We start from the raw sequence: 18,247 nt of genomic DNA, 5'->3' as shown, positions 1-18,247 counted from the left end.
CCCTGCAGGAGCGGAGGAAGGGTATAGCGTCCCACCCACCCAGCCTCTGTAGGAACGAGGACGAATACCGCTTTCCGTGCGGAATCCAAGCGGAACCGCGCATTCCACGCGAAAGCAAAAGCTCAACGTAAAGCCCCCGAGTCGTCAGACCCGAGGGCTTTCCATATCGTCGTTTTAGGCGTCGGAGCTGTCAGCGGTGCCGGTCGCCTCCGCAACCTTCTGCGCACGAATACGCGGCTCCTGCCCCTGCACCTTCACCTCCAGGAACTCGCCCACGTGGCGAATCTCCATGGCGCTCACGCCGTGATCCATTCCACCCATCTCGTCCATGGTCCCCATATGACCCTGAAAGGGTGCGCTTCATGGTGGAGCCTTTCAGGGTCATATGGGGCAGTGGGAGAAGTGGTGAATCAGTGGACGGCGGTGGATGCCGGAGTAGGCGTGGTGTGTTCCTCCTTCGGACTGGTGGGAGCCAGGTGGGCCGGGTCCAGATCAATCCGGCGTAGCAGCTGAGCGTTAAGCGCCACCACAATCGTCGACAGCGACATCAACACCGCAGCAGCAGCCGGGGGAAGCAGAATGCCGCTAGAGGCGAGCACGCCGGCGGCCAGGGGCACGGACAAGATGTTGTAACCGGACGCCCAGATGAGGTTCTGGATCATCTTGCGGTAGCTGGCCTGCGAGAGCTCAATCATCGACAATATTGCCCGGGGATCGTCACTGGCCAGGACCACTCCGGCGGATTCCATTGCCACATCCGTGCCGGCCCCGATGGCGATGCCGACCTCGGCGCGGGCCAGGGCCGGGGCGTCGTTGACACCGTCGCCGACCATGGCCACGCTCAGGCCACGCTCCTGTAGCTGGGTGACCTTGGTGTCCTTGTCCTGGGGCAGGACCTCGGCGAAGACCTCATCAATCCCCAGGTCCTGGCCAACCGCATGGGCCACCTGCTGCGCGTCACCGGTGATCATCGCGACCTTCACCCCGCGGTCCTGCAGGGCTTTCACAGCGGCGCGGGATTCGGGGCGGATCTTGTCCTCGACGGCCACCGCACCGATAATCTGACCGTCGCGGACAATATGGAGTACACCGGCCCCACGCCCGGTCCAGGCGCTGGTGGTGTCGGTGAGCTCGGCCGGGGTGGTGAGGTTGAACTCGCGCAGCATGTTCGGCCCGCCCACGAGGATCTCAGCGCCATCGACAGTGGCCCGGACCCCCCTGCCGGAGGCGGCGCTGAAACCAGTTGCACGGATTTGCCGACGAGAGGCCTCGGGATGGGCGGCCGCAGCCGCCACGATGGCGCGGGCCACGGGATGCTCGCTGTCGGCCTCCGCGGCGGCAGCCAGGGCCAGCAGCTCGCCCTCAGTGACGCCGACAGTTGCCGCGACACCGGTGACCGCGTGCGCGCCCTCGGTCAGGGTGCCGGTTTTATCGAAGAGCACCACGTCGATGGTGCGCATCCGCTCGAGCGCCATCCGGTCCTTGATGAGCACCCCGGATTTCGCGGCCCGCTCGGTGGAGATCGCAATGACCAGCGGAATCGCCAGGCCCAAGGCGTGCGGGCAGGCGATGACCAGCACCGTGACCGTGCGCACCACGGCATCGTCCGGGCTGCCGATGGTGGTCCACACCACCGCGGTGATCAGAGCAGAGATCAGCGCGAACCAGAACAACAACGCCGCCGCCCGATCCGCCAGGGCCTGGGCCCGGGAGGAGGACTCCTGTGCGTCGGCAACCATGCGTTGGATTCCGGCCAAGGCGGTGTCCCCGCCGGTAGCCTCCACCCGGACGCGGACGGTGTTGTCGGTGGCCACGGTACCGGCAACCACCTTATCACCGGTGTCGCGGAAGACGGGACGGGATTCGCCGGTGATCATCCCCTCATCGAATTCGGCGGCTCCGTCGATGATGGTTCCGTCGGCCGGCACCCGGGCACCGGCCCTCACCAGCACGACGTCGCCGACGACCAGCTCGGAGATGTCCACGGTGCGGGTGGTCCCATCGATGACTTTCTCGGCCTCATCCGGCAGCAGGGCAGCCAGCGCGTCAAGCGCGGAGGACGCACCCCCGAGAGCGCGCATTTCCAGCCAGTGGCCCAGCAGCATGATGGTCACCAGCAGGGCCAGCTCCCACCAGAAGTCCAGGTCAAAACCGCCCAGCCCCAGAGTGGTGACCCAGGAGGCGACAAACGCCACGGTGATGGCCATGGCGATCAGGAGCATCATCCCGGGTTGGCGGGATTTCACTTCCTTCCATCCGCCCTTGAGGAAAGGCGTTCCGCCGTAGACGAAGATGATCGTGTCCAGTACCGGGGGAATCCAGGTGGATCCGGGGAATTCCGGGAGGGGGTAGCCGAGCAGGTGGGCGACCATGGGGCTGAAAATAACGACGGGAATGGACAGAATCAGCGACCACCAGAAGCGTTCCCGAAACATTGCGGTGCTGTGCCCGGCGTGTTCGCCGTGACCATGAACCTGGTGGTCTTCGTCCAGGACGGAGTGCGGGTGACCGTGGTGCATCGCCTGGCCGTGAGTGTCGGCGTCTGCGTGGTGTTCGTGGCTGGCATGATCCGGGTGGTGGGTGTGGTCTGTTTCCGGAGCGGGGTGATCACCATGGTGATCGCCGGAATGGTGGGGAGTGTTCATGACGTTCCTTTCGCTCAACCCGGTCGGGGTCGAGATGATGGGTAAATCGATCAGGATAAGACGGTGTAGCCGGTCGCCTCGATAGCCCGGCGAACCGTCTCCGGAGGTACGACACCGGTGACCGTGACGGTGGAAACACCACCAGCAGCGAGATCAACCTGGACGTCGTCGACCTGGGGGAGGGCCTGAAGGGCCTGGGTCACGCTTTTCGCGCAGTGCCCGCAGGTAAGGCCGGTGACCTGATAGCTAGAGGAGGACCCTCCTGCTGACGAGTCGCTGGCGGCAGGGTTGGAGACGGTGTCGGCACGTGAGGCAGGTCCGCAACAGCTGCAGCCGTGGGAGGCCATCGGCAAGAGGCGGGGCGGGGCGGTAATCATGGGAAAGCTCCTACGGGTCGGTGGGATGCGGGGATGCCGCTCTCCAGCATATACCCCCCTGGGGTATATTGAAGGGCGGCGATGCTGTTCTCCAGTATATACCCCCCGGGGGTATATTTTCAAGGGGTGAAGGGCACGGCCCTCACGCGGGGCAGGGCGTGGTCACCGAGCAGCCTCCCCACTGCTGGGGGAGCTTACGCCGACAAAGGTGTCGATTTACAGGTCGAGACTATTACGGACACCGCCCGGGTGCTCGTGGGTCGGCAACGCTTCGGCCAGGTGATGAGCAATCTCCTGTCGAACGCGCTACGGCACACCCCGGCCGGCGGGCAGGTCCGGATTAGCGTCCACCGACAGGGGGCGTCCACCGCACTCATCCACGTCGCCAATGACGGCGAGGGCATCCCACCTGGCCAGCCCAGACACATCTTCGAACACTTCTACCGGGGGGGCGCCCGCAGTCGGGACAACGACGGGGCCGGCATCGGTCTAATCATCTCCAAGGCATTGATCGAGGCTCACAGCGGCACTCTCACCGCCACCTCCCCCGGGCCCGGTCGCGGAGCGGTGTTTACCCTCCGCCTCCCGCTGCCCCCTCCCGACAGTGAGGAGGCTGCTCGGTAACCCCGCCCTGCCCTGCGTGAGGGCCGCGCCATCCACCCCTTGAAAATATACCCCAGGGGGGTATACACTGGAGAACAGCATCGCCGCCCTTCAATATATACCCCAGGGGGGTATATACCGGAGAGTAGCATCCCTGCATCCCACCGACCCGTAGGAGCTTTCCCATGATCCCCGCCCCGCCTCTTGCCGATGGCCTCCCACGACTGCTTCTACCACAGCCTCACGACCTGCCTGGGGGAACTCGACAATGAGGATATCCAGGTCACGATCACCGATGAGGCGACCGGTGAGGCGCTGGTGGACGAGGCGACAACCACCTTCGACAGTGGGTTTATTGGCTTCTGGCTTCCCGATGATGCCACCGACCTGATTGAGGTCAGCTACCAGGGACGTACCGGCACCACGGAGTTTTCCACCACCGACGACGGTGCCACCTGTGTCACAGACCTGCGCCTGACGTGATGGCTCAGCAGAGTCCTCACCTGCGCCTGTCTTCCGTATCACTGAAATCTTGTACCAAGAAAGGTTAAATCATGATGAACACGTTTCCCCGACGACAGTTTCTGCTCGGCGGGCTCGCCCTCGCCGGCACCGGGGTCTTGGCCGCCTGCACCAGCAACCCTGGACCCGCTGCCTCGACACCAGGTTCCTCCCTTCGCCCCACTCCCACCCTCACTGCGCTCGGTGAGCCGACGGTGCGCCGGACGCTGACCGCCCGGCCCCTCTCCCTGGATATCGGCGGCATCGAAGCCAAGACGTGGGGATACGTCTCTAACACCGGGGATGCGGCCATTGAGGCCACCGTCGGCGACGTCCTCCAGGTCGATATCACCAATGAACTGCCTGAGAGCACCTCCATCCACTGGCACGGCATCGCACTCCACAACGCAGCCGACGGGGTGCCCGGCATGACCCAGGACCCCATTGAACCTGGCAAGTCTTTCTCCTATGTTTTTAAAGTCCCCCACGGTGGCACCTACTTCTACCATTCCCACGCCGGCCTGCAGCTTGATCGCGGCCTCCACGCCCCACTGATCATCCGTGACCCGCAAGACGCTGAGGACCATGACGTCGAGTGGACCATCGTGCTCGACGACTGGGTCGATGGCATTCAGGGCACTCCCAATGATGAGCTCGACAAGCTCACCGGAATGGGTTCGGGCGACCATCACGGGAAGATGGGAATGGAAAATCACCACGGCACCCCGGACCGGGTACTGGGCGGGGATGCCGGCGATGTGATGTATCCGTACTACCTCATCAACGGACGTATCCCCCGTGCTCACCGGACCTTCGAGGCTCGCCCGGGCAACAAGGCCCGCCTGCGGTTTATCAACTCCGGCGGTGACACCATCTTCAAGGTGGCCCTCGGGGGTCACCGCATGACCGTTACCCACACCGACGGCTTCCCTGTCCAGCCTCAGGAGACCGAATCAATCTACCTGTCGATGGGCGAGCGTGTCGACGTCGAGGTCATCCTCGGCGACGGCGTCTTCCCGCTCACGGCTTTGGCGGTGGGTAAGAACGACCGCGCCTTCGCCGTCATCCGCACCGCCGGCGGCCAGGCCCCCAGCCCCGATGTCGACTTCCCCGAGTTGTCGTCCACCGGACTGCTTCTGTCCTCCCTGAAGCCAGCAGACCGTGCACTCCTGCCCGAGGGCACACCAGACCGAGAAGTCAGCATCGACCTGGACGGGCAGATGATGCCGTATAAATGGAGCATTCTCACCGACGGCCAATCCTCCTCCGCGACCGTGCAGGAGGGCCAGCGCCTGCGGATGGTCATGCGCAACAAGACCATGATGCCCCATCCCATGCACATCCACGGCCACACGTGGTCGCTGCCCGGCAGCGGCGGGCTACGCAAGGACACCGTCCTTCTCCGCGGCGGTGAAACCATAATCGCCGACCTGATCGCTGAGAACCCCGGTGAGTGGGCATTTCACTGCCATAACGCCTATCACATGGAAACCGGGATGTTCAGCTCGCTTCGCTACAAGTAACCCCCACAGCAGGGTTGAGTGCCGAGGTGGGCAGAGTCGCTACAGACCACCCACCGGGCAGCATGATGACCTTCCTCGGTGTTGTGCTCTTCCGGGACAACCAGAGCACCGGCTTCTTCCCCACCGCCCCGGAATAAGAAGATCTAATCCGTGCCGAGCACACCCCGCAGAGCCGCCATCGTGGTTGCCGCGGTGCTCCCCCTCGTTCCTCCCCTCACTAAGCAGGGGCAGGACGCCGCATATTTCCTCTGCACCTACGCAGGGGCACCCGTCACCCGGACGCTCCGCCCTCTCCTCGCTCCGCATCGGAGAGCGTCCGGGCTGACACCATGAGGGCGCATCCGGAAAACGCGGCCGCACCCGCACAGCACCCCAGTGCGGAAAGGCGGTATCGTCCGAAAGTGACATCAGGGTGCCCGAAGCGAAGCGAGGGCGGGTGCCCTGTAGGAACGAGGACGATAACCGCCTTCAGTGCGGAAAATAAGGCTAAACGTAAGGCCCCCGAGTCGTCAGACCCGGGGGCTTTCCATATAGTCGATTTAGGCGTCAGAGCCTTCCGCGGTGCCGGTCGCCTCCGCAACCTTCTGCGCACGAATACGCGGCTCCTGCCCCTGCACCTTCACCTCCAGGAACTCGCCCACATGGCGAATCTCCATGGGGCCAACGCCATGGCCGACACCGGCGTACAGCACCTTAATGCCGTCGGTGTACTTGCGGATCCAGTCGTAGGTGTAGTTCACTATCTCCTGCGGAATCACCGGGTCTTCCTGGTCGCGGCCGAAGAACACGGGAAGCTCGGTCTTCTTCAGCTCCTCGTCCTTGAAGTACGGCGAGTCAGAATCCACCGCGTAGCCTGACAGCCCCACCACGGCGGCGAACTCGCCGGGGGCATGACGCACCATCGAAGTTGCGATGCCCATGCCCTGCGAGAAGCCCAGCAGGGTCACCGAAGCGTACGGTTCGCGGTTCGCGCGCACCCACTCCAGCACGTAGTCGCTCGCCTGCTCGATGGCGCGCTGGTCGGATTCGAGCTGCTGGTTCAGCGGGTACCACTGGTAGCCGATAGCGTCCGCGGCAATGTAGGCGCCGGTCGAGTCCGCGGAGAACTGAGTGCCGACCGGCTGCGGCGCGCGCATGGAGGCGTAGGTGAAGCCCTCCTGCGGAAGGTGCGCCGCCAGGGACAGCAGGTCGTGCTCCTGGGAGCCGTAGCCGTGCAGCATGAGCACCAGGTGGGTGCCCGCGCGTTCGTTCTCGGGGCGGGTGTATTCGACGACGTATTTGTTTTCGCTCATGCACCCATCTTAGCGAGGACTCCCCCGCAAACCTGCACCGCGGGTTCCGCCGCTAGCTTGACCCTCACCTCATGTGTGGCTCTACAGTGATAGAAGAACCAAACCTTTGGAGGACACCATGGCACCTAACAATGAGCAGCTCAGCGCTGCTGAGAAAGCAGAAATCATGGGCGAGGGGTTCAGCCTCGCCCACCAGCAGGAAGCGCAGGAGCGTTACGGAAACACAGCCGACTGGGCCGAATACCAGCGCCGTACCGCGACGATGAACAGTGCCGACTGGCAGAACGGCAAACAGCAGGCCGAAGAGGTGGAACAAGCCCTCGTCGAGGCGTTCACCCGCGGCGTGAAGCCGGGCAGTGAGGAGGCGAACGCGCTCGCCGAGCGGCACCGCGCCTCCCTGTTCTTCTTTGAAGTCACCCCCGCCAAGCACGCTATTCTGGCCCGCGGCTACGTTGCCGATCCGCGTTTCAAGGCCCACTACGAGAAGCTTGCGACCGGGCTGGCCGAGTGGCTGCGAGAGGTCATCTACGAGAACGCTCGAGCACACGGCGTGGACCCCGAGAACGCGGCCTGGGGTTAAGCCTTCGGGAAAAAGATGCCCGGTAGCTAAGCGCAGGCAGCCGGGCATAAAAATACGCCCGGATCCCCCCATTCGGGGAATACCGGGCGTTCCACGCTGCGTTGGCCGTCGCTGCTAGCGGTATTCGTACTAGGCCGCATCGCCCAGTTGACGGCGATGCTCCTGAATACGGCGGTCTAGGTGCTCAAGATTCAGCTGCAATCCGAGAATTTCGTTTTCAATCTTCACTCGGGCACGTTCCATGACCTCGATGGAGAGGGCGTGGTCGTGCGGGTTGCTCAGAATAGTGCGAATGTCAGCAAGACTCATTCCAGCCTGTCGGCAAGTGGCAATAAACCGAGCCGAAGAAATGGACTCTTCGTCAAATACGCGATTTCCGTGAGCGTCTCGGGGCACCGCGATTAACCCCTCTTTTTCGTAATAACGCAGTGCGTGGGTGCTCACCCCCAACTGCTCTGCTACCTCTTGAATACTTGCCACGGATTACATGCTAGGAGGTTAGAGCGGGTCTAAAGCAAACTGAGCCGTCTTCTCTTTTCGGGCCCCAAAAAGCATGTTCCCGAGGATCTTGAGGCGGGGCACCGCGCCCCTTCCAGCGGAATATATTTGTCTGACTAGTGCAAATACTATTTCTGGTGGAACGACCGCGTGCCGCCGCTCCCTCACGTAGAAGGACCGGCGGCACGCGCTCCGTCATGAACGGTGTTTTACCGATGTTCTCACCTGGTGGAAGAGCCTATGACGACACTATGAGTACCCCCGGAGTTCCCCACCAACCGCGGAAATTCTCGGGCAGGCCCCGCATCGGTAAAGCAGTTCTCAGGCGGCTAGGCCACGGTGCGGTAGAGATTCGTAATGGATTCGAGAGCCTCGCGCTCGCGAGTCTTCTCGTCCAGAGGCTCATCCTCGGCCGTGCCCAGGGCGCAAGCCAGGATGCGTTCCACCTGCTTGGCCTCGATGAGGAAGCCATCGTGGCCGTGGTTCGACTCGATGATGTTCACCTCGACCGGGTTGGGCAGCGCCTCCGCCAGGCGATGCGACTCGTGCGGGAAGAACAGACGATCGGTGTTCACCGCGGCAATCGTCCACTCGCAATCGGTGCGGGCCAGCGCCTGCGAGAGCGAGCCGCGACCGCGCGCCACATCGTGCGAGATGAGGGCCTCGTTGACGGCCAGGTAGCTGTTCGCGTCGAAGCGTTCCACCAGCTTGCTGCCGTGATGATCCAGGTAGCTCTCGATGGCGTAGCGTCCGCGAGGCTGACCCAGCAAACCGCCCTCAACGCTTTCGCCGCGGTTCTCCTCGCGGCCGAAGCGGTGCTCCAGCTCGGCGGGGCTGCGGTAGGTGGTGTGGGCGATGCGGCGGGCCAGGGCGAGGCCCGCGGTCGGCGCGGGGCCGTTGTAGTAGTCGCCGCCGGCGAAGTTCGCATCGGAGCGAATCGCCAGGTTCTGCGTGTGCGCCCAGGAAATCTGCTCGGCGGTGGCCGAAGGACCGGAGGCGATGACCGCGCATCCGCGCACCAGCTCGGGGTTGGTTGCGGCCCACTCTACGGCGCGTGCGCCCCCAAGGGAACCGCCGATGACGTAGCGGAAGCTCGTGATCCCCAGGGCCCGGGCCAGACGCGCCTCAGCACGCACCGAGTCGCGGATGGTGACGAGCGGGAATCGGGACCCCCAGTGCCCACCGGCGCCCGGGTAGCCCTCGGGAATGATGCTGGCCGGACCGGTCGAACCGTAGCAGCCACCCAGAATATTGGGGGCAACGACGAAGTATCGGTCGGTGTCGATGACCGCGCCGGGGCCCACGATGCCCTCCCACCAGCCGTCAGATTCGATAGCGCGGATGAGGGGCGCGGGCATATCCGGGGTGGGCACACCACGGGAGACATGCGTGTCGCCGGTGAGCGCATGCAGGATGAGGATGGCATTATCGCCGGCCTCATTGAGGGTACCCCAGGTTTCGTAGCCGATGGTGACCTGCGGCAGGATGATGCCGGATTCAAGCTCAAAGTCACCGATAGCCAGCTGACGCAGATAGCCCTGCGCCTCGGGGTGCTCGGTGCGGGTGCCGGCCACGGGAATGGGGGCGGTCACGGGCTGGGTAGTACAGGTTTCGGGGGTGGTCTGAGCGGTCATGGGTCCCTCCGGTGGGTTGTGCAGAGCTGGCCGCGTCGCGGCGGTAAGAACGCGTCGGCCAGTTAGGGGCGGCGGGTCAGAAACGGCAAAGATAACGGATGCGGGGTAATCCCCCGCGGACGGGCTGAGGGGTGCCGGGTGGCGCCTCCTCGGCCCGTCCGCGGGGGCGGGCCGCCGCGTTTAGGAGAGGGTGTCGAAGCCCAGCTGCAGGTCGGCGAGAATATCGTCGATATTCTCAATGCCGACTGCCAGACGCACGAAGTTCGGGTACACGCCAATCTTCTCCAGCTCCTCGGCGGACAGCTGGGAGTGGGTGGTGGAGGCCGGGTGAATCACGAGCGAGCGCACGTCACCGATGTTGGCCACGTTCGAGTGCAGCTTCAGGGCGTCCACGAAGTCGCGGGTCTGCTCCAGGGTTGCGTCCTTGAGGGTGAAACCGAGCACCGCGCCGGGGCCCTTGGGCAGGTACTTCTGGGCGCGCTCGTACCAGGGGGAGGATTCCACGCCGGCCCAGATGACGCGGTCGACCTGCGGGTTTGCTTCGAGCCAGTGGGCGACCTTGGTGGCGTTCTCAATGTGGCGCTCAATGCGCAGGGAGAGAGTCTCCAGGCCAATGCCGATGTTGAAGGCGTTGGTCGGCGAGATGGCGGCACCGGTGTCGCGCAGCAGCGAGACGCGGGCCTTCAGAATGTAGGAGAGGTTCGCGCCGAAGGCGGAGTCCTTACCCAGATCGCGTGCGTAGACCAGGCCGTGGTAGCCGGGGGCGGGCTGGTTGAACTTGGGGAACTTCTCGGGGTCTGCGCCGTAGTCGAAGTTACCGGAGTCAACAATCACACCGCCGATGGAGGTGCCGTGGCCGCCCAGGTACTTGGTGGCGGAGTGGACCACCACGTCCGCGCCGTGCTCGATGGGGCGCAGCAGGTAGGGGGTGGGCACGGTGTTGTCCACGATCAGGGGCACGCCGTTTTCGTGGGCGATCTTGGCGATGGGCTCGATGTCGAGCACGTCGTTGCGGGGGTTGGGCACGGATTCGCCGTAGAACAGCTTGGTGTTGGGGCGAACCGCGGCGCGCCACTCGTCGAGGTTGTCGGGGTCCTCAACGAAGGTGGTTTCGATGCCGAGGTCGGCGAGGGTGTACTTGAGCAGGTTGTAGGTGCCGCCGTACACGGAGGGCGAGGCGACCACGTGATCGCCGGCGCCGGCAATGTTCAGGATTGCGTAGGTAATGGCTGCCTGACCGGATGCCAGCAGGAGCGCGCCGACGCCACCTTCGAGGGAAGCGATGCGGTTCTCAATAACTTCCTGGGTGGGGTTGTTGAGGCGGGTGTAGATGGGGCCCAGCTCGGCGAGAGCGAAGCGGTTTGCGGCCTGCTCTGCGCTGTCAAAGACGAAGGAAGTGGTCTGGTAGATGGGTAGTGCCCGAGCTCCCGTTGCGGCATCCGGTGCCTGTCCCGCGTGAATCTGGCGGGTTTCGAACTTCCAACCGGCGGGGTTGGCGGGAGTCGGGACGGTAGTGTTGTTGCTCATGCGTGGCTCTCCTAAGGGGATAGTTAGGGGGCCGCATGCCGATTGGTACAGGAATCGTCGTTGAGTTGTCCTGTCACGATTGATGTACCGAATTCGGTCACATCGGTCCCGCGCTTGCGTCACGCTTGTGCGTGCCGCCCGGTCTTCACCCAGGGCACCCCACCGCGGAGGAGGGTTGCCGGCCAGCTAGCTGGGGCTTGTCGCTGGCACTCTTGACCTGTCATTAGGGTGTCATAATCGGTTGCTCGGGGTCAAGAGTTTTAGGGGTGCGCGGCACTTTAAGACGCTTCATTGCAAACATGACGTTTTTTAACGCCCGTAACAAAAACCTGCCTGCAACAAAACGTTGGTGACGATGCCGGGGCAATCCGAGGGCTAGGCGATCCGGAGGGTAGGCAATCGAAATGCGGAGGTACCCCCTAGTAACCCCCATCACTTTTACCTGGGGTTTTTCGGTACACTGGGACTACGCATACACTCACGCAGGGCTTCGCGCACGTCGCCTACCCCTCGCGTACCCTTCCGGCGCAGAAGCCGGAAAACCGACCTCTAAGGTTATCCACCATGTCTCTCGTTCTCGATGCGGCGCAGCTTAGCCGCATCTTTGGCACAGGCGAACGCGCCTTCACCGCCGTCGACCGTGTGTCCCTTCGCATCAGCTCCGGCGAGATCCACGCCCTCCTCGGCCCCAACGGCGCGGGCAAAACAACCACCGTGCAGATGTGCTCGACCCTGCTCACCCCCACCAGCGGCACCCTCACCGTGAACGGCATCGACGCCATCGCCCACCCGCAGCGGGCACGCCGTCACGTGGGTCTCGCGCTCGGCGGGGATAGCGGCTTCTACCCGCGCGCCAGCGCCCGCAACAACCTGCTCTTCTTCGCCGATGTTGCGGGGGTTTCCGGGCGGAGCCGGCGGCGCGAGGTGGACCACGCCCTAGCCCGCGTGGAACTCACCGATGCGGCGGCGCGACCCTTTCAAGAGTTTTCCCGCGGCATGAAGCAGCGCCTGCACATCGCTCGCGCGCTGCTCGGCTCCCCCGCCCTGCTCCTGCTGGACGAGCCGACCAACGGGCTCGACCCCGATATCGCCCTGACCGTGCGAACCCTCATCCGCTCCCTCGCGGAAGACGGCGCCGCCGTTCTGCTGACGAGCCACCTGCTCGGCGAAATCGAGGACCTGGCGCGCACCATCACCGTGTTAGGCGCCGGTTCCGTCGCCGTGAGCGGCAGCCTCGAAGACATCGCCGCGCACGCAGGTATTGCCGCCACGACCGTGGTACAGGTCGAGGCCACCGCCACCGAGGGGCTTGATACGCTCCGCGGATTCCTCGGCGATAAGGCTGCGGTGCTCTTCGCCCCGCGCGGTTCCGGCTGGGAGCTCTCTCTCTACTGGCACGGCGAGCGCACCACGTTCGAGGCGGGAGAGGCGCACCGCATCCTGGCGGAGGGGCTCGCCGCCTCGAACATTGGGGCGAGGACCGAGCCGTACACGCGCCCGGCGACCCTGGAGGAGGCCTACCTGGCGATGGCGGAGGGGCTCAAGCGATGAACGTGAAGACGCAACGCTCGGAAGAGCCCCAACCGCGGAGTCAGCAGTACGACCTGCGGCAGGAGTGCGCCCGGCAGCTGCGGCTCATGGGATTTAGCCTGCGCCAGTTCCTGACGGTTCCGTACTTCATTCAGCTGCTTATCAGCACGGTACTCGGGTCGGTCATCCTCCAGGCGCTCGCCGTGCACGCGGCGGCGCAGAGCTCCGAGGGTCACTCCGTTGACCCGACCCTCGCGTGGACCCGCGCGGGCATCGTGGGCATGTGGTCGGTCTGCATCGTGTCTGCGGGCATTATCAATTTTGAGCGCTTCCGCGGGACCCTCGTGTACCTGTGTTCCGGGTCCATTTCTCCGGTGCGGGTGCTGGCGGCTATCGTTTCGAGCGCCTCCATCGTGGGTCTGGCGGCCCTACCCCTATCGTGGGCGGTTTGGGCTCTTGTAACGCTTAACCCGCAGGTCACGGACTTTTCTGCGCTGTGGCCGCGCTACGTTCTGGGCGTTCCCCTGTTGTGGCTTGCCTGCCTGTCGGTTACGTTCATGATTGCGGTGTTTTTCGTGGCGACGCCGAACGCTATCGCTTATGAGGAGCTGCTCCTCGTGCCGGTATTTATTCTCTCCGGGGTTCTCTTCACGATGGTTGAGGCGCCCACCTGGCTGGATGCCGCGGGCGCGCTCATTCCCCTGCAGGCGCCGGTGCACCTGCTACTGGGGCGCACCCCCATGAACACCCCGGCGGATGCGCTCCTGCCCGTTGCGCAGACGCTCGCCGTGAGCCTCGCTTGGGCGTTGTGCGCCTTCCTCTTTGCTCGGAAGGCTCTCGCCTCCGCCCGTCGTCGCGGCACCCTGGGGGCGATGTAGCGTGCGTGCTCTCTCTACTGATTCCCTGCCCGGCGTGGTGCGCCGGGCTCTGTCTACCGCCTCTATCGGCTGGTCATCTTCTATTACCTTCGCAACCCTCGGAACGGCCATCACTACCCTGGTGCTCGTGCCGGGCCTCAACGTACTTTTTACGGTGCTTTTGGGCGCCGACCTCGCCGCGAACGATACGGTACGCATCGGCTGCGCGACCGCCCTGATTGCCACCCTCAGCTCGGTGGCCGCCGGCATCGTCGCGCGCGTCGCCACCGACCGGTGGATCGGCATCTTCGAGTACGTGTGTACGGCCCGAGCGGTGGATGCTGGCTACTGGCTGGGTGCGGCGGCGGTGCCCGCGCTGTTGGCCTCCGTGACGGGCCTGAGCAACGTGGGCATCGTGTGGTTGCTCTCCCTCACGTCGCCCCCTACCGGGGCGGCTTCGGGGCTTCTGCTTGGAGCCATTGCGCTGATGCCGGTTGCGGTTCTGGGCGGGGTCTGCCTGGGCATTTTTGCCGCCGGCCTGGGCCTGTACCTGTCGGATCCGTACACGGGATCCAATCTTCTGTCCATTATTCTGCCGGTCAGCGCGGGCGTGATCGTTCCGGTGAGCACCTACCCCGCGTGGCTTGCGTGGGTGTGTTCCTGGGTTCCCGGCTCCCGGCTGGTGCAGGCTCTAGATACCTCTGGCGGTATCGCTGGCGACGCCGCACCGGATTTGTTCGCGCTCCTGGCGGTAGACACGGCACTGGCGGGACTCTACGCCGCGGCGGGGTTGGGGCTTACGCTCCTCGCCGCCCGCCGCATCCGCGCCGGCGCCCGCGCCTCGCTGTTGTAAACGGTGAACCCTGAAAAAGAACAAACCTTTTAAATACCCTCTCCCCGGCGCGCTATCCGGGCATGACAACCAATCGGGCGCCGCAACCAAGAAAGACCACTCCCGTGACTACTCCTCCCGCCGTGTACACGCTCGAGGCCCTCGGCTTCGACCCCTCCTGGCAGGGTTCAGCAATCCGCGCCGCGTTCACCCTCGACGGCACCCTTGATGATTTCACCCTCGCCCGCGTCAGCGCCGTGCACCGCACCCGCTGCGAGCTGCTGACCTGCGAGCGGGGCGAGCTCGTGAAGCTCTCCGCTCCCCTGCGTCCGGTCGAGAACGACTACGGCGAAGAGGAATACCCCGTCGTAGGCGACTGGGTGCTCGCTCAGCCCATCCCCGGAACCGGCGGTGAAACCCAGCCCGCGGAGCATAAGCCCCTCGCGATTCTGCCCCGCCGAAGCTACCTCACCCGCCCCAGCGCCACCCGCGAATCCTCGGATCAGCCTGTCGCCGCCAACGTGGATATGCTCTGCATCGTTGAGCCGTGCTTCCCGGAGCCGTCCATCGGGCGAGTTGAACGCTACACCGCCCTGGCGCACGCCTCCGGGGTACAGGTCGCGCTGATTCTCACCAAGGGTGATTTGGTGACGGCTGAACAGCTCGCCGGCTACGAGGAATCCCTCGCGGGCGGCGTGGATGCGGTGCTCACCGTCTGCACGGATAACGGCTACGACCCCGCCCCGGTGGCGGAGCTCGTTGCCGGGCGCACCGCCGCGTTCCTGGGCCGCAGCGGCGCCGGAAAATCTACCCTGGTCAACGCCCTGCTCAACCCCGGAGTTGACCCCCGCGAAGACGACTCAGAACACCGGGTGCAGGCTACTTCCGCGGTTCGCGGCGCCGACGGCAAGGGGCGCCACACCACCACCAGCCGCCAAATGATTGTTCTGCCCGGCGCTAGAGAATCCGGCGCAGAAGGCTCCGATGCAGAGCCCTCACCCGGCACGGTGCTCATCGACACTCCGGGCGTGCGAGCGCTCGCCGCCACGAGCGACAGCGCCGCCATTGACGAAACCTTCGAGGACGTCTCCGGCTACGCTTCCGCCTGCCGGTACAGCGACTGCTCGCACGGTTCCGAACCCGGATGCGCGGTGCAGCAGGCCCTCGCCGACGGCACCCTCGACCCCGAACGCTTCGAACGCTACCGCAGGATGATGGCGGAATCCGCGCGCCTGCGCCTGCGCTCCCAGGAACGCGAGTACCGGCAGAGCAACCGCGCCTTCACGAAGGCGAACAAGGCGGGCCGCCGCACCCTCATGTCCATTAAGGGGCGCTCCAACTAGCCGCTGGACGCGCCCGTTCCGGCGGGGCTTCCACTAGCTGAGCCGGGCGGCTCCGCGCGGACCGCAATACAGTAGCCTGCCTCACTCTTCGATACACTAGAACTAGGCGTGCCCACAGTCCCCCGTGCACCCTCACCGCCACCCGGCGGCACAGGAACGCGGGCGCAGACGGCACACACCATTCACAAACCCATAACTCATGAAAGAGGTGGCAGCATGGCTGAACAGAACCTCACCCCGCCCGTACCGAAGAAGGTCGAGCACCGCCGCGAACACCACGGCGACGTCTTCATCGACCCGTACGAATGGCTCCGCGACAAGGAAAGCGAAGAGGTCCTCGACTACCTCAAGGCAGAAGCCGAGTACACCGAAGCTGTCACCGCAGACCAGCAGCCCCTCCGCGAGTCCATCTTCAACGAGATTAAGGACCGCACCCTCCTCGCCGATTTGACCGTTCCGAACCGCATCGGCGACTGGTGGTACTACAGCCGCATGGTGCCCGGCGGCCAGTACCCCGTCTTCTACCGCTACCCCGCCCTCAACGAGGGCGACGAGGTGGTGCGTTACACCCCGCCGACCGTCAAGCCCGGCGAAGTACTCGAGGGCGAAATCGTCATCCTGGACTGCAACGAGTACGCCAAGGATATGGAGTTCTTCTCCCTCGGCAGCTTCCAGCCCTCCCGCAGCGGCAAGTTGCTGAGCATCTCCGTGGACGAGAAGGGCGACGAACGCTACGAGCAGCGCTTCCTCAACATGGAAACCGGCTCCTTCCTCGAGGACACCATCCCCAACATCACGGCCGGTTCCTTCTTCATCAACCACGCCGAGCAGCTCGTCTACATGGTCCCCGACGACTCCTGGCGCCCCTGGCGCGTGTACGTGCACGACGTCGGCCAGGGCACCGAAGACCACCTGATTTACGAGGAACCGGACAACACCATGTGGCTCGGCGCCGCCATGAGCTCCGACCGTTCCTCCGTGGTGCTCACCAGCTCGAATTCCGAGTACACCGAGGTGCGCATCGTGCCGACCCGCGAACCCAAGGGCGAGCCGACCCTGCTCATCCCCAAGAGCGCGGGCATCGAATACTACGCCGAGCCGCTCAACATTGCCGGTGAGCAGCACCTGCTGATTCAGCACGATTACAACGCGTTGAACTCTGAGCTGGTCCTCGCAGACATGCCGCGCGAAGGTGAAAGCCTCGAGGAGTACGCCGCCCGCTGGGTTCCTGTCATCCGCCACAGCGAGCATGTGCGTCTGGAGGGCTTCACCTTCACCGCAACGCACCTGGTCGTCACCGCCCGCGCGGACACCACCACCCGCATCTTCCTCGCACCGCGTGAGCAACTGCCCATCCAGTGGCGCCGCCGCCGCCCGGCCGGCGTGACCTTCATGGAACCTGCCGGCTTCGACGAGGAACTGTACACCGCCTCCGTGCTGCGCGCTGAGAACTACTCCCCCGTGCTGCGCATCGCCTACACCTCGTACCTGACGCCGCGCCGCGTCTACGACTACTTCCCCATGTCGCAGACCCTGCTGCTGCGCCGCGAAACCCCGGTGCTGGGCGGCTACAACCGTGAGGACTACCGTGCCTACCGCGACTGGGCACCGGCGGCGGACGGCACGCTCATCCCCATTTCGGTGATTCACCGCGCCGACCTGGACATGAGCAAGCCGCACCCCGTCCTCCAGTACGGTTACGGCTCCTACGAGTCGTCCATGGACCCGATGTTCTCCATCCCGATGCTGTCGATCCTGGACCGCGGCGTTATCTACGTGCTTGCGCATATTCGCGGCGGCGGCGAGATGGGCCGCTCCTGGTACCAGAACGGCAAGAAGCTCGCGAAGAAGAACACCTTCACCGACTTCGTGGACGTCACCAGCTACATTGCGGCTAAACCCTGGGCGGATGAAGCGCGTATCGGCTGCTACGGCGGTAGCGCGGGCGGCCTGCTCATGGGCGCCGTCGTGAACCTCGCCCCCGAAAAGTACGCTGCCTGCCTGGCTGCCGTGCCGTTCGTGGATGCGCTGACCACCATTCTCGACCCGGAGCTGCCGCTCTCGGCCCTCGAGTGGGAAGAGTGGGGCAACCCGATTGAGGACCCCGAGGTCTACGCCTACATGAAGTCGTACACCCCGTACGAGAACATCCGCCCGGTCCGTTACCCGGCCATTGCTGCGGTGACGAGCCTGCACGACACGCGCGTGCTCTACGTGGAGCCCGCGAAGTGGATTGCGGCGCTGCGCGAGCAGATTGACCCGTCATCGCCGGTGCCGCTGCTGAAGATTGACATGTCGGGCGGTCACGGTGGTGGTTCCGGCAGGTATACCCGTTGGCGTGAGATCGCGTGGGATTACGCGTTCCTGCTGAGCAACCTGGGCATTACCAAGTAAGTAACCGCGCTTTAAAAAGAACGCTCCGTCTGTATCTGAGTGATACGGACGGGGCGTTCTTTGCTTATCTCTGCTCCTGTGGCGGTTCGCTACACACTTCCTCCGCGCCTA

Annotated in this window: 15 protein-coding genes, 1 pseudogene and 1 riboswitch; of the genes and pseudogenes, 9 read left to right on the top strand and 7 right to left on the bottom strand. The window is 64.6% G+C overall.

Annotated features, from left to right (window positions below; all coding sequences use genetic code 11):
* Window positions 1-174: 174 nt before the first annotated feature.
* The 3 genes from HMPREF2874_RS09320 to HMPREF2874_RS03205 form a co-directional block, all read right to left on the bottom strand.
* On the bottom strand, window positions 175-330 hold the full coding sequence (locus HMPREF2874_RS09320) for a hypothetical protein (RefSeq protein WP_168165149.1): 156 nt from the start codon (window positions 328-330) through the stop codon (window positions 175-177).
* A gap of 80 nt (window positions 331-410) precedes the next feature.
* A complete protein-coding gene (locus HMPREF2874_RS03210) occupies window positions 411-2,435 on the bottom strand; it encodes a copper-translocating P-type ATPase (RefSeq protein ID WP_070648979.1) in 2,025 nt (674 codons plus the stop codon).
* A 260-nt stretch (window positions 2,436-2,695) separates the two neighbouring features.
* A complete protein-coding gene (locus HMPREF2874_RS03205) occupies window positions 2,696-3,022 on the bottom strand; it encodes a heavy-metal-associated domain-containing protein (RefSeq protein ID WP_070648922.1) in 327 nt (108 codons plus the stop codon).
* 183 nt (window positions 3,023-3,205) lie between these two features.
* Here HMPREF2874_RS03205 and HMPREF2874_RS03200 point away from each other — a divergent pair.
* The 3 genes and pseudogenes from HMPREF2874_RS03200 to HMPREF2874_RS03190 all read left to right on the top strand — a co-directional run.
* Window positions 3,206-3,646, top strand: a pseudogene (locus tag HMPREF2874_RS03200) (sensor histidine kinase); the annotation flags it as partial.
* 189 nt (window positions 3,647-3,835) lie between these two features.
* Window positions 3,836-4,108, top strand: coding sequence for a CueP family metal-binding protein (locus HMPREF2874_RS03195; RefSeq protein ID WP_210397959.1), 273 nt, complete (start codon window positions 3,836-3,838; stop codon window positions 4,106-4,108).
* Between the two features lie 71 nt (window positions 4,109-4,179).
* Window positions 4,180-5,649: a multicopper oxidase family protein gene (locus tag HMPREF2874_RS03190; RefSeq protein ID WP_070648921.1), complete on the top strand. Its 1,470-nt coding sequence runs from the start codon at window positions 4,180-4,182 to the stop codon at window positions 5,647-5,649.
* 539 nt (window positions 5,650-6,188) lie between these two features.
* On the opposite strand, the gene HMPREF2874_RS03185 is transcribed toward HMPREF2874_RS03190, so the two are convergent.
* Entirely contained in the window at window positions 6,189-6,941 is a 753-nt protein-coding gene (locus HMPREF2874_RS03185) for an alpha/beta hydrolase (protein ID WP_070648920.1), read from the bottom strand.
* A gap of 118 nt (window positions 6,942-7,059) precedes the next feature.
* On the opposite strand from HMPREF2874_RS03185, the gene HMPREF2874_RS03180 reads away from it, so the two are divergent.
* Entirely contained in the window at window positions 7,060-7,521 is a 462-nt protein-coding gene (locus tag HMPREF2874_RS03180) for a TipAS antibiotic-recognition domain-containing protein (RefSeq protein WP_246823758.1), read from the top strand.
* 129 nt (window positions 7,522-7,650) lie between these two features.
* Here HMPREF2874_RS03180 and HMPREF2874_RS09580 read toward each other — a convergent pair whose 3' ends face one another.
* From HMPREF2874_RS09580 to HMPREF2874_RS03165, 3 genes are all read right to left on the bottom strand, one after another.
* Complete coding sequence (locus tag HMPREF2874_RS09580) at window positions 7,651-8,001, bottom strand: MerR family transcriptional regulator (RefSeq protein WP_049332847.1); 351 nt, start codon at window positions 7,999-8,001, stop codon at window positions 7,651-7,653.
* A 347-nt stretch (window positions 8,002-8,348) separates the two neighbouring features.
* Window positions 8,349-9,653: a homoserine O-acetyltransferase MetX gene (locus HMPREF2874_RS03170; RefSeq protein WP_083309826.1), complete on the bottom strand. Its 1,305-nt coding sequence runs from the start codon at window positions 9,651-9,653 to the stop codon at window positions 8,349-8,351.
* A 180-nt stretch (window positions 9,654-9,833) separates the two neighbouring features.
* Window positions 9,834-11,180, bottom strand: a complete 1,347-nt coding sequence (locus HMPREF2874_RS03165) for a bifunctional o-acetylhomoserine/o-acetylserine sulfhydrylase (protein ID WP_070648919.1) — start codon at window positions 11,178-11,180, stop codon at window positions 9,834-9,836.
* Window positions 11,181-11,285: 105 nt separating this feature from the next.
* Window positions 11,286-11,398, bottom strand: a riboswitch (SAM riboswitch).
* 346 nt (window positions 11,399-11,744) lie between these two features.
* Between HMPREF2874_RS03165 and HMPREF2874_RS03160 the strand changes: the two genes are divergently transcribed.
* The 5 genes from HMPREF2874_RS03160 to HMPREF2874_RS03140 all read left to right on the top strand — a co-directional run bounded on the left by HMPREF2874_RS03160 (window position 11,745) and on the right by HMPREF2874_RS03140 (window position 18,136).
* Window positions 11,745-12,731, top strand: a complete 987-nt coding sequence (locus HMPREF2874_RS03160) for an ABC transporter ATP-binding protein (RefSeq protein ID WP_070648918.1) — start codon at window positions 11,745-11,747, stop codon at window positions 12,729-12,731.
* Window positions 12,728-13,588, top strand: coding sequence for an ABC transporter permease (locus HMPREF2874_RS03155; protein ID WP_070648917.1), 861 nt, complete (start codon window positions 12,728-12,730; stop codon window positions 13,586-13,588). Before HMPREF2874_RS03160 ends, HMPREF2874_RS03155 begins: the two co-directional genes overlap by 4 nt.
* Before the next feature lies 1 nt (window position 13,589).
* Complete coding sequence (locus tag HMPREF2874_RS03150; protein ID WP_070648916.1) at window positions 13,590-14,420, top strand: ABC transporter; 831 nt, start codon at window positions 13,590-13,592, stop codon at window positions 14,418-14,420.
* A gap of 104 nt (window positions 14,421-14,524) precedes the next feature.
* On the top strand, window positions 14,525-15,742 hold the full coding sequence (rsgA, locus tag HMPREF2874_RS03145; RefSeq protein WP_070648915.1) for a ribosome small subunit-dependent GTPase A: 1,218 nt from the start codon (window positions 14,525-14,527) through the stop codon (window positions 15,740-15,742).
* Between the two features lie 216 nt (window positions 15,743-15,958).
* The gene (locus HMPREF2874_RS03140) at window positions 15,959-18,136 is read left to right on the top strand and encodes a S9 family peptidase (protein ID WP_070648914.1); all 2,178 of its coding nucleotides are present in this window, start codon (window positions 15,959-15,961) and stop codon (window positions 18,134-18,136) included.
* The last annotated feature ends 111 nt before the right edge of the window (window positions 18,137-18,247 follow it).

Source organism: Rothia sp. HMSC068F09 (genome assembly GCF_001812775.1).
In the GTDB taxonomy this organism is placed as follows: Bacteria; Actinomycetota; Actinomycetes; order Actinomycetales; family Micrococcaceae; genus Rothia; species Rothia mucilaginosa_A.
The sequence above is the reverse complement of the archived record's forward strand: the minus strand, read 5'-3'. Positions and strand labels throughout refer to the sequence as shown.